This window comes from Micromonospora sp. NPDC049836 (assembly GCF_044465125.1).
Taxonomy (GTDB): Bacteria; Actinomycetota; Actinomycetes; order Mycobacteriales; family Micromonosporaceae; genus Micromonospora.
This window is the reverse complement of sequence record NZ_JBITLH010000006.1, coordinates 92743-106305: the sequence shown is the minus strand read 5'-3', so window position 1 is coordinate 106305 and position 13563 is coordinate 92743. Positions and strand designations below refer to the sequence as shown.

12 protein-coding genes and 1 riboswitch are annotated in these 13563 nt (G+C 74.4%); of the genes, 4 read left to right on the top strand and 8 right to left on the bottom strand.

What is annotated here, in order from left to right; translation table 11 throughout:
• Positions 1–17: 17 nt before the first annotated feature.
• The 3 genes from ACIBPB_RS17905 to ACIBPB_RS17895 all read right to left on the bottom strand — a co-directional run bounded on the left by ACIBPB_RS17905 (position 18) and on the right by ACIBPB_RS17895 (position 2873).
• Positions 18–1052, bottom strand: coding sequence for a Gfo/Idh/MocA family protein (locus tag ACIBPB_RS17905; RefSeq protein ID WP_396840689.1), 1035 nt, complete (start codon positions 1050–1052; stop codon positions 18–20).
• Positions 1049–2158, bottom strand: a complete 1110-nt coding sequence (locus ACIBPB_RS17900) for a DegT/DnrJ/EryC1/StrS family aminotransferase (RefSeq protein ID WP_396840688.1) — start codon at positions 2156–2158, stop codon at positions 1049–1051. Before ACIBPB_RS17900 ends, ACIBPB_RS17905 begins: the two co-directional genes overlap by 4 nt.
• An 85-nt stretch (positions 2159–2243) precedes the next feature.
• On the bottom strand, positions 2244–2873 hold the full coding sequence (locus ACIBPB_RS17895) for a TetR/AcrR family transcriptional regulator (protein ID WP_357318249.1): 630 nt from the start codon (positions 2871–2873) through the stop codon (positions 2244–2246).
• Between the two features lie 192 nt (positions 2874–3065).
• Between ACIBPB_RS17895 and ACIBPB_RS17890 the strand changes: the two genes are divergently transcribed.
• The 4 genes from ACIBPB_RS17890 to ACIBPB_RS17875 all read left to right on the top strand — a co-directional run bounded on the left by ACIBPB_RS17890 (position 3066) and on the right by ACIBPB_RS17875 (position 8152).
• Complete coding sequence (locus tag ACIBPB_RS17890; protein WP_396840687.1) at positions 3066–3962, top strand: ABC transporter permease; 897 nt, start codon at positions 3066–3068, stop codon at positions 3960–3962.
• The gene (locus tag ACIBPB_RS17885; RefSeq protein ID WP_396840686.1) at positions 3955–4773 is read left to right on the top strand and encodes an ABC transporter ATP-binding protein; all 819 of its coding nucleotides are present in this window, start codon (positions 3955–3957) and stop codon (positions 4771–4773) included. The genes ACIBPB_RS17890 and ACIBPB_RS17885 overlap by 8 nt, the downstream gene beginning before the upstream one ends.
• Positions 4774–4892: 119 nt before the next feature.
• A complete protein-coding gene (locus ACIBPB_RS17880) occupies positions 4893–6419 on the top strand; it encodes an SDR family NAD(P)-dependent oxidoreductase (protein WP_396840685.1) in 1527 nt (508 codons plus the stop codon).
• 26 nt (positions 6420–6445) lie between these two features.
• Positions 6446–8152, top strand: coding sequence for a CDP-glycerol glycerophosphotransferase family protein (locus tag ACIBPB_RS17875; protein WP_396840684.1), 1707 nt, complete (start codon positions 6446–6448; stop codon positions 8150–8152).
• Positions 8153–8168: 16 nt separating this feature from the next.
• Here the strand turns inward: ACIBPB_RS17875 and ACIBPB_RS17870 are convergent, their stop codons facing one another.
• The 5 genes from ACIBPB_RS17870 to ACIBPB_RS17850 all read right to left on the bottom strand — a co-directional run bounded on the left by ACIBPB_RS17870 (position 8169) and on the right by ACIBPB_RS17850 (position 13369).
• Entirely contained in the window at positions 8169–8921 is a 753-nt protein-coding gene (locus ACIBPB_RS17870) for an alpha/beta fold hydrolase (RefSeq protein WP_396840683.1), read from the bottom strand.
• A 124-nt stretch (positions 8922–9045) separates the two neighbouring features.
• Complete coding sequence (locus ACIBPB_RS17865) at positions 9046–9891, bottom strand: C39 family peptidase (protein WP_396840682.1); 846 nt, start codon at positions 9889–9891, stop codon at positions 9046–9048.
• 198 nt (positions 9892–10089) lie between these two features.
• Positions 10090–10231, bottom strand: a riboswitch (cyclic di-AMP (ydaO/yuaA leader).
• Positions 10232–10552: 321 nt separating this feature from the next.
• The gene (locus tag ACIBPB_RS17860; RefSeq protein ID WP_396840681.1) at positions 10553–11326 is read right to left on the bottom strand and encodes a hypothetical protein; all 774 of its coding nucleotides are present in this window, start codon (positions 11324–11326) and stop codon (positions 10553–10555) included.
• Positions 11327–11477: 151 nt separating this feature from the next.
• Positions 11478–12029 (bottom strand): hypothetical protein, encoded by a 552-nt coding sequence (locus tag ACIBPB_RS17855; protein ID WP_396840680.1) that lies wholly within the window; start codon positions 12027–12029, stop codon positions 11478–11480.
• Between the two features lie 137 nt (positions 12030–12166).
• Positions 12167–13369 (bottom strand): acyltransferase family protein, encoded by a 1203-nt coding sequence (locus ACIBPB_RS17850; protein ID WP_396840679.1) that lies wholly within the window; start codon positions 13367–13369, stop codon positions 12167–12169.
• Positions 13370–13563: the final 194 nt, after the last annotated feature.

Here is a 13563-nt window from a genome sequence, read left to right as displayed (position 1 = left end):
CCGGGCCGAACGGCCGGTCAGGCGGTCGCGGCGGCGTCCGTGACCGGCAGGTTGGTCACGTTGACCGTGCTGCCGTCCGAGGCGGAGGTGAGCAGCGCGGCGGCGACCTGGACGGTGCGCAGGCCCTGGCGCAGCGTCACGATGTCGCTCTCCTTGCCCTCGACCGCGTCACGGAACCGCTCGTGCTCCACCAGCAGCGGCTCGCGCTTGGGGATGGCGAACCGGACCATGTCGCCCTCGGCCACGCCCCGGAAGGCGCGCAGCGCCTCCCACTCGGTGTCGATCGCCCCGTTGGCGTAGAAGGTGAGGTCGGCGGTGAGCGTGTCGGCGACGAAGCAACCCTTGTCGCCGGTGACCACCGTCGACCGCTCCTTGAGCGGGCTCAGCCAGTTGACCAGGTGGTTGACCATCGTCCCGTCGCTGAGCTGGCCGACGGCGGCGACCATGTCCTCGTGCAGCCGGCCGCTGCGCGAGACGGTCCGGGCCGACACCGAGGTGTATTCCCTGCCGGTCACCCAGCTGGTCAGGTCGATGTCGTGGGTCGCCAGGTCCATCACCACGCCGACGTCGGCGATCCGGTGCGGGAACGGGCCCTGCCGCCGGGTGACGACCTGGAAGACCTCGCCCAGCTCGCCCGCCTCGAGCCGGGTCCGCAGGCTCTGCAGGGCGGGGTTGTACCGCTCGATGTGGCCCACGCCGGCCACCAGGCCCGCGCCCTCGAACGCCTCGACGAGCCGGCTCGCCGCCTCGACGGACTGGGCCAGCGGCTTCTCGATCAGCGCGCAGACCCCGTTGGCCGCCAGCTCCAGGCCGATCTGCTCGTGCAGCGCGGTCGGGCAGGCCACCACGGCGTAGTCGACGCCCATGGCGAGCAGCGCGGACAGGTCGGGCACCACCGGTGCCCGCAGGGTCCCGGTGGTGTCGCCGGCGGGGTCGACGATGCCGACCAGCTCGACGCCGTCGAGGTTGGCCAGGATCCGGGCGTGGTTGCGCCCCATCGCGCCGAGCCCGATCAGGCCGGCGCGCAGCTTCCGCCCCTGCGCCGCGCTCATCGGGCAGCCCCGGCGAGGTTGGCGGCCTCGGCGATCCGGTCCAGGTCGGCCGAGGAGAGGGCCGGGTGGACCGGCAGCGAGATCACCTCGGCGGCGGCCCGCTCGGTCTCCGGCAGGTCCCACGGGCCGGGCTGGCCGTCCTCGTTCAGGTACGGCTTGAGCCGGTGGATCGGCGTCGGGTAGTAGACGGCGTTGCCGATGCCCAGCTCGGTGAGGCGGCGCTGGGCGGCGTCCCGGTCGCCCTGCACCCGGACCGTGTACTGGTGGTAGACGTGCCGCGCGTTGTCGGCCACCGGCGGGGTCACCATGCCGGTGATCTTCGAGTCGAGGTACTTGGCGTTCGCCCGGCGCCGCTCGGTCCAGTCCGGCAGCTGGCGCAGCTGCACCCGGCCGATCGCGGCGGCGACGTCGGTCATCCGCATGTTCGCGCCGACGATCTCGTTGGCGTAGCGCTGCTCCATGCCCTGGTTGCGCAGCAGGCGCAGGGTACGGGCCAGCTGGGCGTCGGCGGTGGTCACCATGCCGCCCTCGAGCGAGTGCATGTTCTTGGTCGGGTAGAAGCTGAAGCACCCGGCGGTGCCGAAGGAGCCGACCGGCTGGCCGTTCAGGGCGGCCGCGTGCGCCTGGGCGGCGTCCTCGACGACGGCGAGGGAGTGCCGCTCGGCGATCTCCATGATCTTGTCCATCGCGGCCGGGTGACCGTAGAGGTGCACCGGCATGATCGCGACGGTGCGCGGGGTCACCGCGGCGGCCACCGCCGCCGGGTCGATGCAGAAGCTGCCCGGCTCGATGTCGACGAAGACCGGCTTCGCGCCGACCAGCCGGACCGCGTTCGCGCTCGCCGCGAAGGAGAACGACGGGACGATGATCTCGTCGCCCGGACCGAAGCCCAGCGCCATCAGGGTCAGCTGCAGGGCCGAGGTGCCGGAGTTGACGGCGACGCAGTGCCGGCCGGCGACCAGGTCGCCGAACTCCTCCTCGAACGCCTTGACCTCGGGCCCCTGGACCACCAGGCCGCTACGCAGCACCCGGACGGCCGCGTCGATCTCGGCCTCGCCGATCACCGGCTTTGCTGGGGGGATGAATTCTGCGTTCAGCCCAGGCATGGGCTTCCTCCTGTCGACAGGATGTTGATTCGGGACGCGATGCTAACCGGTCCGGTTGGGACCGGAATGGGGGGTACGTGTGCGGTCATCGCCCGACCGCATCGATGGGGGGAGTCATCGCGGACAGCGGAACGTCCGTTTCGACGACAGATTCGCATGCTACCTCCAGGGCGGTGGCGACCACCGCCGCGAGCCGGGGCAGGTCCTGCAGGGCCAGCGGGGTCCGGGACACGGCGAGCCGCCAGTACAGCGGCCCGACGATCAGGTCGACCGCCAGGTCGAGATCGACGTCGGAGCCCAGCTCACCGCGGCGGACCGCCCGGTCGATGAGCTGGCGGCCCAGGTCCCGCTGGTTGACCCGCAGCGCCTCCTCCAGCGTCTGGGCGATCTGCGGGTTGCGCGCCGCCTCGGCGAGCAGATCGGGGATGATCTGCGCGGCGAGCGGGTGCCGCAGCGCGCGGTGCATGATCATGAAGAGCAGCTCCAGGTCGCTCCGGAGCGCCCCGGTGTCCGGCAGCGGCAGGCGCTGCACCGCCACGGTGGACACGATCTCCAGGACCAGCTCCAGCTTCGACCGCCAGCGCCGGTAGATCGCCGTCTTGCTGACGCCGGCCCGCCGGGCGACCGCCTCGATCGACAGCCGCCCGTATCCGACCGCGGCGAGTTCCTCCAGGACGGCGCCGCGGATGGCGGTCGTGATGTCGTCCCGCAGCACCGCCGCCCCGGCCGGGACACGTCTCTTTTCCGTGGTCACGTGGAACAATGTACCGCAGCGACGGTACGGTTGCGTCCCGACGTCTCCGTGCACTACCGTGCACGCGGCGACGGAGCGCGGCAATCCTTGGTACGTCAGGGATCGCGGCCCGTCGGACATCCTCGTAGCGCACAAGATCGGAGCCACCAGCCCATGGCCCACCCGGCAGTGGCCGACGCCGACTCAGGGCTCACCGGAGCCCAGCTCGCCGCCCGGCACGGCCTGAAGATCGCCGGTGCCCGACCCAGCCTGGCCGCCTACACCCGGCTGCTCTGGGTCTACCGGCACTTCACCATGGCCTACGCCAACGCCAAACTGGTCTCCTCGTTCGGCCAGGCCCGGCTGGGCCGGCTCTGGCAGGTGCTGACCCCGCTGACCAACGCGGCGGTCTACTACCTGATCTTCGGCTGGATCCTGAGCACCCGGCAGGGGGTGCCGAACTTCATCGCGTACCTCTGCGTCGGCCTGTTCGTCTTCAACTTCACCCAGTCGGTGGCCAACGGCGGCACGCAGGCGATCAGCGGCAACGTCAACATGATCCGCGGGCTGCACTTCCCGCGCGCCTGCCTGCCCGTCGCGGTGACCCTCACCCAGCTGCAGAACTTCGTCTCGGCCGTGGTGGTCCTCGTGGTGATCGTGCTGGCCACCGGCGAGCCGATCACCTGGGAGTGGCTGCTGGTGGCGCCCGCCATGCTGGTCCAGGCGGTGTTCAACGCCGGCCTGGCGATGATCCTGGCCCGGCTCGGCGCGAAGGCCACCGACCTCAAGCAGCTGATGCCGTTCATCATGCGGACCTGGATGTACGGCTCGGGCGTGCTCTACAGCGTGGACAAGTTCGCGCAGAACCTGCCCGACACGCTGACCGCGGTCGTGCACGCCAACCCGCTGCTGATCTACATCGAGCTGTTCCGGCACGCGTTGCTGGAGGACACCATCCTCACCAACCCGGCGCCCCAGTTGTGGCTGATGGGCATCGGCTGGGCGCTTCTGGTCGGGGTGGGCGGATTCATCTACTTCTGGCGCGGCGAACAGGAGTACGGACGTGGCTGACAACCAGAACGTCGCGGCGGGCGCGGCGACCACCGCGCTCGACGAGCGGGTCCCCACGGTGATCGTGGACGACGTGCACCTGATCTACCGGGTGTACGGCGCGGGCGCCCCGACCCCGGGCTCCCCGGTGGCGGCGCTCAAGCGCCTCGTCTCCCGGGAGCCGGCGCGGCCGACGCTGCGGCAGGTGCACGCGGTCAAGGGGGTCAGCTTCACCGCGTACCGCGGCGAGGCGGTCGGGCTGATCGGCAGCAACGGCTCCGGCAAGTCCACCCTGCTGCGGGCCATGGCCGGCCTGATGCCGGTCAACCGGGGCGCGATCTACACCCAGGGCCAGCCCTCACTGCTGGGCGTCAACGCCACGCTGCTCGGCGACCTCTCCGGGGAGCGCAACGCGATGCTCGGCTGCCTGGCGATGGGGATGAGCCCGGAGCGGGCGAAGAGCAAGGTGCCCCAGATCATCACGTTCTCCGGCATCAACGAGCGGGGCGACTTCAGCTCGCTGCCGATGCGGACCTACTCCTCCGGCATGGCGGCGCGGTTGCGCTTCGCCATCTCCGCCGCCCGCAACCACGAGATCATGCTCATCGACGAGGCGCTGGCCACCGGCGACTCCCGGTTCCGCCGGCGCAGCGAGAAGCGGATCCGGGAGCTGCGCGCCAACGCGGGTACGGTGTTCCTGGTGAGCCACTCGATCGGTTCGATCCGGGACACCTGCGAGCGGTCGATCTGGCTGGAGTCCGGGCAGATCCGGATGGACGGCCCGACCGACGAGGTGACGGCCGCGTACGAGGAATACATGGCCCGCCAGTGACGTCCCCGGGTGGGAGCCGACGCGTCGGCTCCCACCCGGTACGGGACGATGGGGTGACCGCACGGCCCGTCGCAGGACGACGCGGCGCCGTGCACCGCGTGGACGAGTGAGGATCGGCGATGACCCACGACCAGACCGCCGCAGGACCGGCCGGGCCGAGCCCGTGGCGGCCGACCCGTACGGTGGCCGTCGTGCTGGCCGGCGGGACCGGCGCCCGGCTCGGGCTGGGTATCCCGAAGCAGCTGCTGAAGATCGCCGGCAAGCCGATCATCGAGCACACGCTGGCCGTCTTCGAGGCCGCGCCGGAGATCGACGAGATCATCGTGCTGATGGCCGCCGGGCACGTGCCCGACGCGGAGCGGATCGTCGCGGGCGCCGGCTTCCGCAAGGTCAGCAGGATCATCGAGGGTGGCGAGACCCGCAACGACACCACCCGGATCGCGCTCGACGCGCTCGGCGAGGGCGACGTCAACGTGCTCTTCCACGACGCGGTCCGGCCCCTGGTCAGCGCCCGGATCGTCCGGGAGTGCGTGAACGCCCTCTGGACCTACGCCGCGGTCGACGTGGCCATCCCGTCCGCCGACACGATCATCCAGGTCGACGAGGACGACTGCATCGTCGACATCCCGGTCCGGGCGACCCTGCGCCGCGGCCAGACCCCGCAGGCGTTCCGCTCCGGCACCATCCGGGAGGCGTACCGGCGGGCCGAGGGCGATCCCGACTTCGCCGCCACCGACGACTGCGGGGTGGTGCTGCGCTACCTGCCCGGCACGCCGATCAAGGTGATCGACGGGTCGGACGAGAACATCAAGGTCACCCACCCGGTCGACGTGCACCTGGCGGACAAGCTCTTTCAGCTCGCCGCCGCGCAGGCGCCCCGGGTCAGCGACCACCGCAGCTACACCGAGGAGCTGGCCGGCCGGACCGTCGTGGTCTTCGGCGGCAGCTACGGCATCGGCCACGAGCTGACCGAGCTGGCCCGCCGTTACGGCGCCCAGGTCTTCCCGTTCAGCCGCACCACCACCGGCACCCACGTGGAGCGGGCCGAGGACGTGGCCGCCGCGCTGCGTACCGCCTTCGAGGCGACCGGCCGGATCGACCACGTGGTGGTCACCGCCGGCATCCTGGAGCGGGGCGCGCTCGCCGAGATGGACGAGGAGACCATGGACCGGCTCCTCCAGGTCAACTTCGTCGGGCCGGTCACCATCGCCCGGCAGGCCCTGCCCCACCTCCAGCAGACCAAGGGTCAGCTGCTGCTCTACACCTCCAGCTCGTACACCCGGGGGCGGGCCCGGTACGCGCTCTACTCGGCCACCAAGGCGGCGCTGGTCAACCTGACCCAGGCGCTCGCCGACGAGTGGGCCGAGTTCGGCGTCCGGGTCAACTGCGTCAACCCGGAGCGCACCGCGACGCCGATGCGCACCCGCGCCTTCGGCGAGGAGCCCGAGCACACCCTGCTCTCCGCCGAGGCGGTCGCCCAGGCCTCGCTGGACGTGCTGCTCTCCGACCTGACCGGCCAGGTGATCGACGTACGCCGGGCGCCCGGCGAGCAGGTCGCGGCGGTGCCCACCCAGCCCGGCCCGCACCGGTCCGACGCCGCCGACCTGGCGCTGTCGCAGCGGCTGCCGGCCGGCCCGCAGGCCTGAGCCGACGAGCGGACGGGACGATCGACATGCGTGGTGACCTGGTCCGGAAGCTGCTCGCCCGGGTGCTGACCACCGGGCTGGCGGTGCTGGCCTTCGTAGTCGTGGCGCTCACCGGCGCGACCGGTTGGGGCCTGGCGGTCGCGGCGGCCGCGCTGCTCGCCGCCGCCGTGGAGCGGCGGGTCCGGCCGAACGCCGACGCCGTCGCCGAGTCGGCGCTGGTCGCCGCCGGGATCCTGGTCGGCTACGCCCGCCGCCTGGACAGCGGCTTCGACCCGGCGCTGGCGCTGACCGCCCTGGCCCTGCTCGGCCTGGTGCTGCTGGTGGGGCCGCTGCGGGACGCCGGCGCGCTGGAGATCCGGGCGGCCAACCTGCCGGTCCGGTCGTGGACCCCGCTGGTCGCCGCCCGGCTCGGCGACGCGCTGCTCGGGCTGCTCGCGGCGGTGGCGCTGGCCGCCGCCCTGGCGCTGCCGGCCTGGCTGGCGCTGGTGGCCGCGCTGCTGGTCGCGGTGGGCTGCGGCGCGGTCGGGCTGGACCTGGCCCGGCGCCGGTTCCGCCCGCCGGCCGGGGGTGGCCCGGTGGGCCGGGCGCTGCGCCGGCACCAGCCCGAGTTCCTGCTGCACTTCTCCGCCCCGCCCGGCTCCGAGTACCAGGTCACCATGTGGCTGCCGTACCTGGAGCGGATCGGCCGGCCGTTCCTGGTGGTGGTGCGGGAGCCGGAGTTCCTGCGGACCGTCGCCGCGGCCACCCGGGCGCCGGTGGTCTACTGCCCCAGCCACAAGACCCTGGACGAGGCGCTGGTGCCGAGCCTGCGGGTGGCCTTCTACGTCAACCACGGCGCGAAGAACAGCCACTGCATCCGGTTCCACCAGCTCACCCACGTGCAGCTGCACCACGGCGACAGCGACAAGGCGCCCAGCGCCAACCCGGTCTCGGCGATCTTCGACAAGATCTTCGTGGCCGGCCAGGCCGCGATCGACCGGTACGCCCGGGCCGGCGTGGAGATCCCCGCCGAGAAGTTCGTCGTGGTGGGCCGCCCCCAGGTCGAGGCCATCGAGGTACGCCGGGAGCCGGTGCCGGCCGACCCGACGGTGCTCTACACCCCCACCTGGACCGGGCACCACGCCGACGCCAACTACTGCTCGCTGCCGGTGGCCGAGACGGTGCTCCGCCGGCTGCTGGACCGGGGCGCCACGGTGATCCTGCGCGCCCACCCGTACACCAACCAGGACCCGGCCTCGGCGCGACAGCTGGCCCGGCTCACCGAACTGCTCGCCGCCGACCGGGCGAAGACCGGCCGGGCGCACCGGTGGGGCGCCGCCGCGAGCCGGGAGCTGAGCCTCACCGAGTGCGTGAACCGCGCCGACGTGCTGATCTCGGACGTCTCCGGGGTCATCTCCGACTGGCTCTACTCGGGCAAGCCGTACGCGGTCACCGACATGGGCGCGGACGGGGACCGGTTCGTCGAGCGGTTCCCGCTGGCCGGGTCGGGCTACGTGCTGCGCCGGGACATGTCCAACGTGGACGAGGTGCTCACCGACCTGCTGGAGACCGACCCGAAGGCGGCGGCCCGCTGGGCGACCCGGAGCCGCTACCTGGGGGACTTCCCCGCCGAGTCGTACGCCGAGGCGTTCCTCGAGGCGGCCCGCCGGGAGCTCGACCACCGCTGGCAGCCGCCCGCGCCGCGCGCCGCCGACCCGGTGGCCCCGGACGGCGCGCCGCACCCGGCGGGCTGACCGGCCCGCCCGCGTCTCAGCGGTACGGGTCGAGCAGGGCGAGCACCGCTTCCGGGTCCTCGACGTGCGCGTTGTGACCGAGCCCGGGCAGGGTGGCCACCGGCACGCCCAACTCCTTGAGCTGGGCGTCGGAGACCATCGGGTCCCGCTCGCCGCGGGCCAGCAGGACCGGCACGTCGGTCGCCGCGAGCAGCGCCGGCAGTCGGGGCTCCCCCACCGCGAAGGCGGCCGGATCCATGGCCAGCCGCCAGCGGCCGTCGTCCTGCCGCAGCCCGGCGTCGACGACCGGGTGGTCCGGGGCGAAGAGCCCGGTCAGGCCGGCCACCCGCAGGTAGCGGCGGGCCGCCTCGTCCCGGCTGCTGAACCAGGTCACCGGCCGTTCGGCCAGCTCGCGGGCCTTGTCCAGCTCGGCCGGGGACCAGACCGCCTTGATGCCCAGCCCGACCACGGCGTCCACCGGCAGCCGGCGGGCCCGGGCGGCGAGGGCCAGCGCCACCACCCCGCCCAGCGAGTGGCCCAGCACGACCAGCCGGTCCCGGGGGCCGAGCCGCTCGGCGACCGGACCCAGCCCTTCCATCAGCCGCTGGGCGAGGGCGCCGAAGGAGTACGCCGGCAGCGGCGGGGACCAGCCGTGCCCGGCCAGGTCGGGGGCGAGCCAGCGACCCGCCCAGCGGCCCTCCAGCAGCGGCGCCCAGGGCAGCCAGACCGCCCCGGTGGCGCCCATGCCGTGCAGCAACAGCAGGTGGCGGGTACCCGTCGCGTCGCCCATAGCGCGCAGTGTGCCACCGGACCGACGCGACGCGCGAGAGGCCGGCGCCCGGGCCCGGCGTGGCCGGCGCAACGGCGGCGGGCCCCGGCGAAGCGCCGGGGCCCGCCGTCGGGCACGGGAGCGGTCAGGCGGAGTAGCCCCGGCTGGCCGCCCAGTTCGCCAGGTCGATGGTGCTCAGCCAGTACTCGGGCAGCGCCGGGTTCGCCGAGTCGGCGATCCGCACGGTCCGGCCGTCGTTCCGGTAGCCGATCACCGCGATGTAGTGGCCGCCGGGGAACGAGTGCCAGCCGCCGTCGGTGTCGACGGCGTCGCCGGCCACGTTGACCACCACACCCCGGCCGGCGGTGACGGCCTTGACCACGTCCGCCTGGAGCTGGTCCATCTCGGCGGGGCTCGCCGAGCCGCCGAACATGTGGGTCCGGTACGGGTTGCCCTTGACCATCTGGTTCAAGCCGCGGGTGGTGTCCTCGGCGGAGTTGGTGCCGCCCTCGGTGGTGCCCAGCGGACCGGCCATGGCCTCCTGGGTGGTCTCGACGCCGCTCGCGCTGAGCGCGTTGCGCACCGCGGCCGGGCCGCAGTTCCAGTACGTGTTCTGCGCCTGGTAGCGGTACTTCAGGACCTTGGTCGACGGGGGCTTCGGCTTCGCCGCGCGGGTGGTGAGGTCCGGGTCGGCCGAGGCCGCGGTCTTCGCCCGGGCCGAGGGCGACGGCGACGTGCTCGGCGAGGTGGACGGGGACGGGATGGCGACCCGGGCCTCGCCGCGGGTGGCGACGTCACCGAGCCGGGACTCGAGTTCGGCGACCGCGGCGCGGTGCTCCTGGCGGGCCGGGGCGTCTTCGGTGGTGGCGACGGCGGCGGTGCCGCCGGCCAGCACCAGCGCGGCGGCCGAGCCGGCGATGATCTGGTACGGGCGTTCGGTCGCCAGCCTGCGCAGCTGACGCTTCACATGGTGCTTCACTGTTTCCTCCACGGGACCGGAGCGGCACACGCCGGCCCGACGCGCGGAGGAACTCACGCGCGTTGCGGGGCGGGATGCCGCGGGACGGGGGACGCCCGGTGAGCCGGGCTTCGGGGGGCGGGCCGGACTGTCTCGCGGGTCAGGCGAGCGGCGGCACCGCGACGCCGTGGAGGCGCGGGGAGGATCGGGGGGTGATGGGCACGAGGATGGAACTCCTTCCGTGGCCGCCTACCGGGTTAGCTGACGGATTCGGGCGGGAAGTACGCCCTACCGCGGCCGTGGCGCGCGGATTCACCCCGGTGTTGCCTTTGGGTCCCCGGTTCGTGCGAGCACGATTAGGCGGGTCGGCACGGCGTCGCCACTCGCGATCGAAAACCGCACCGGACGCGCCGACATTACCGACAGGTACGCCGCATGCCAAGCGCCCCCACCTGCGTAAACGTCGAACATCATGACGCTGAGCGGAACAGGTCGGCACTGACGTCACTCAATGGGACGAGAGGCCCGGCCGGAACCGACGGGCGGCAACCGGACATCCGGTGCCGGCCGGCCCGCATTCACGGCGACCGAACGCGTGCACTGGGCCCGATGACCGATTCCGCGCCGCGGTGACCGGCCTCACCAAAATCCGGTAACAATTCGGCCCACCCGCGCATTCAACCCACCCGCGCATTCAGCCCACCCGCGCCGGGCGCCAGCGGGCGGCCCGGCCGGCGGCGGCCGGCACCACGGCCGGACTCGGCGTCCCGCGCGCGGCGGAGCGTACCGGGGCGGGCCGCAACGCCTCGGCGGCCGCGTACGCCTCCCCGGCCAGGGCCCGCGCCGCGTCGGCGGCCAGCTCGGCGTCCCGCCACGCCTGCCGCTCCCGCTCGCCGGCCGCCCGCCAGCGGGCCAGCCGGCCGTCGCGGACCACCCGGGCCAGGACGATCTCCTGCTCGGCCGGGTGCCGGCGCGGATCCCAGCCGTTGCGGCCGGCCAGCGCGTCGGCGAGCTGCCGGGCGCTCAGGTCACCCCGCCAGTGCGCCGCCATCGCGGCGCGGTGCAGCCAGCGCTCCCGGGCCGCGTACTCGGCCGGCGTGCGGGGCGTGCAGGGCTCGGCCAGCACCGCGGCGCCGGCGAGCCGCCGGGCGGCCGCCTCGGCCTCGTCGTACGCCCGCCAGGCCCGGTCGGCCTCGTCGTGGGCGGCCAGCCACCGGGCGCGCCGCCGGCGGCTGGTCCGGGCCGCCCCGCCGGCGGCCACCGCCACCTCGTCGGCGTACCGGCGCAGGTCGGCGAGGCGGGTCGCCGCCTCGGCGGCCGGGTCGGGGACCGGCTCGTCCGGGCCGTCCCGCTCGGGGCGGGCCACCAGCGCGGCGAGCACCCCGAGCGCGAGCACGAGCAGGGCGGTCCAGATGGCGGCGGCCTCCGGGACCTCGGTCAGGAAGTGGTAGAGGACGGTCTGCTCCATGGTCGGCACCTCACGGACGGGTCGTGGTGGAGAGGGCCGCACCGCCGACGGGGCGGGCGCCACCGGAGGGCGCCACCGGCCGGCCGTCGGGCGGGTGCGGGGCGAGGTTCGCAGGGGTACGGCGGGCGCGGGCCGACGGCCCGCACAGCGGTCAGCCGGCGGGCGGGGCGCGGGGGCCGACGGTCGCCGGGGCCGGCCCGGCCGGAGCCAGCTGCCGCTCGGCCGGCCGGGGCACCGCCCGCCCGGCCGGCGCGGCCGCCGGACCACCGGTCGGCAGGTCGGCGACGGCAGCGCCGTCGGCGGGCGTGCCGCTGGCGGCACCCGGGCGGGCCAGGGCGAGAGTGGCGGACGTACCGCCGGCGGCAGCCGGGCGGGCCGGGACCAGGGCGGCGGACGTGCCGCCGGCGGCAGCCGGGCGGATCAGGGCGAGGTCGGCGGGCGCGGGCCGGAGAACCGGGCCGGCCCCGAGCTGCCCGAGCCGGGCGGGCGAGCCGATCCGGTCGGAGTCCTCGGCCGGGCCGGCGGGACCGGCCGGGGCGTCGACGACGCCGGTGTCGGTGGCCGCCCGGGCGGTCGCGGCCGCACCGACGGGGAGGGTGGCCGCGCCCAGCGCACACGCCACGACCACGGCCAGGGTGGCCAGCATGCGGGCGGTCCAGCGCGTCACCCACCACACGGGACAGGTGAGCGCGATCGCCGGCACGGCTCCACGCTACCGTCGATCCGGCCAGGTCGCACGGGCCGCGGGCGTGTCGCCCGCCCACGATCAGCCCACCGGCCAGGGTGGACCCGGGACCACGGTCCGGCACGCCACCCGGCCCCGGAGGCGGGCCGGACGGCTCAGCCCGGGTCGCGCCGCCCGGCGTACTCGACAGGGCGGCCCGGGGCGGCGGGATCCTCGACCGACCCGGCGGCGGCCGATCTCGGGGCGGGCACGGACGGCGCCGGCGCGGCGGCGGACGGCGGGCGGCGGCGCCGCGCCGGGCCGAGACGGCGCATCATCGGCAGCTCCACCCAGCGGTGCAGGGCCCCGGCGAGCAGCAGGGTGAGCAGCAGGAACCCCAGGACCACCAGCGGGCCCCGCCACCCGGGCAGCCCGGTGCCCCAGTCGCCGGTGAGCCGCAGCACGGTCCGCATCACCAGCACGTGCACCAGGTAGAAGGCGAAGGAGACCTCACCGAGCCAGACCATCGAGCGGGACCGCCACGGCGTCCACCGGCCGCGCACGTCGGCGTCGGCGGCGGCGGCGATGACCAGCAGGTACGCCGCCGCGAGCAGGGCCGCCCAGAACTCGGCGCGGATCCACAGCGCGGCGACCACCCAGGTGGCGACGAAGAGCCCGCTGGCCACCGTGAGGTTCGGCCCGCGCCAGCGCCCCCGGCGCAGCAGTTCGGCGGCGGCCACCCCCATCCAGAACTCGAACGACCGGGTCACCGGGAAGATCTGGGTGAACCACCAGCGGCTCTCCTCGGGCACCAGCAGCTGGCCGGGCCAGAGGGCCAGGATGAGCAGCGGCACCGCGACCACCACCGCCCACAGCAACCCGGTACGGGCCCGACGCAGCCACGGCAGCACCAGCGGCAGGCAGAGGTAGAAGGCCAGTTCGCAGGAGAGCGACCAGCTCACGTTGTTGACGCTGTAGAAGTAGCCGTCGAACGGGAGCCAGGCCTGCACCAGGAAGAGGTTCGCCACCGCGGCCCACGGCAGGACCGGGTCGGCGAGCCAGAACGCCACGGCCAGTGCCGCCACGAAGGTCACCACGTGGTTCGGGTAGATCTTGGCGAACCGCCGGCGCAGGAAGACCCGGCGGCGCTCCCCGTCCCGATAGGACCAGACCAGCACGAATCCACTGAGGATGAAGAAGAACTCCACCCCGGAGAGGCCGAGGCTGAACGCCTTGTTCACCACGACCTTGAGGTCGGGCTCGGCGATGATCTGCATGGTGCCGACGTGGAAGCCGAACACCAGCAGCGCGGCGATCCAGCGCAGCCCGGTCAGCGACGGCAGGCGGGGGGCGCGGGTGGCGGCCGGGGAACTGGTCATGCCGGGTACCCGGCCGTCCGGACGGTCACCTGCACGTCTCCTCCTCGCACGGCTCGTCGGCGGGCGGCTCCGGGGAGCCACCCCGACGGCGCCCGCGGGTCGACGCCGCCGCCGGGCACCCTACCCGGTTCCGCCGGCCCGCCACCGGGCCGCGTGCCGCCGGCCGGCTGGCGCCCGAGCCGGCACCACCCCGC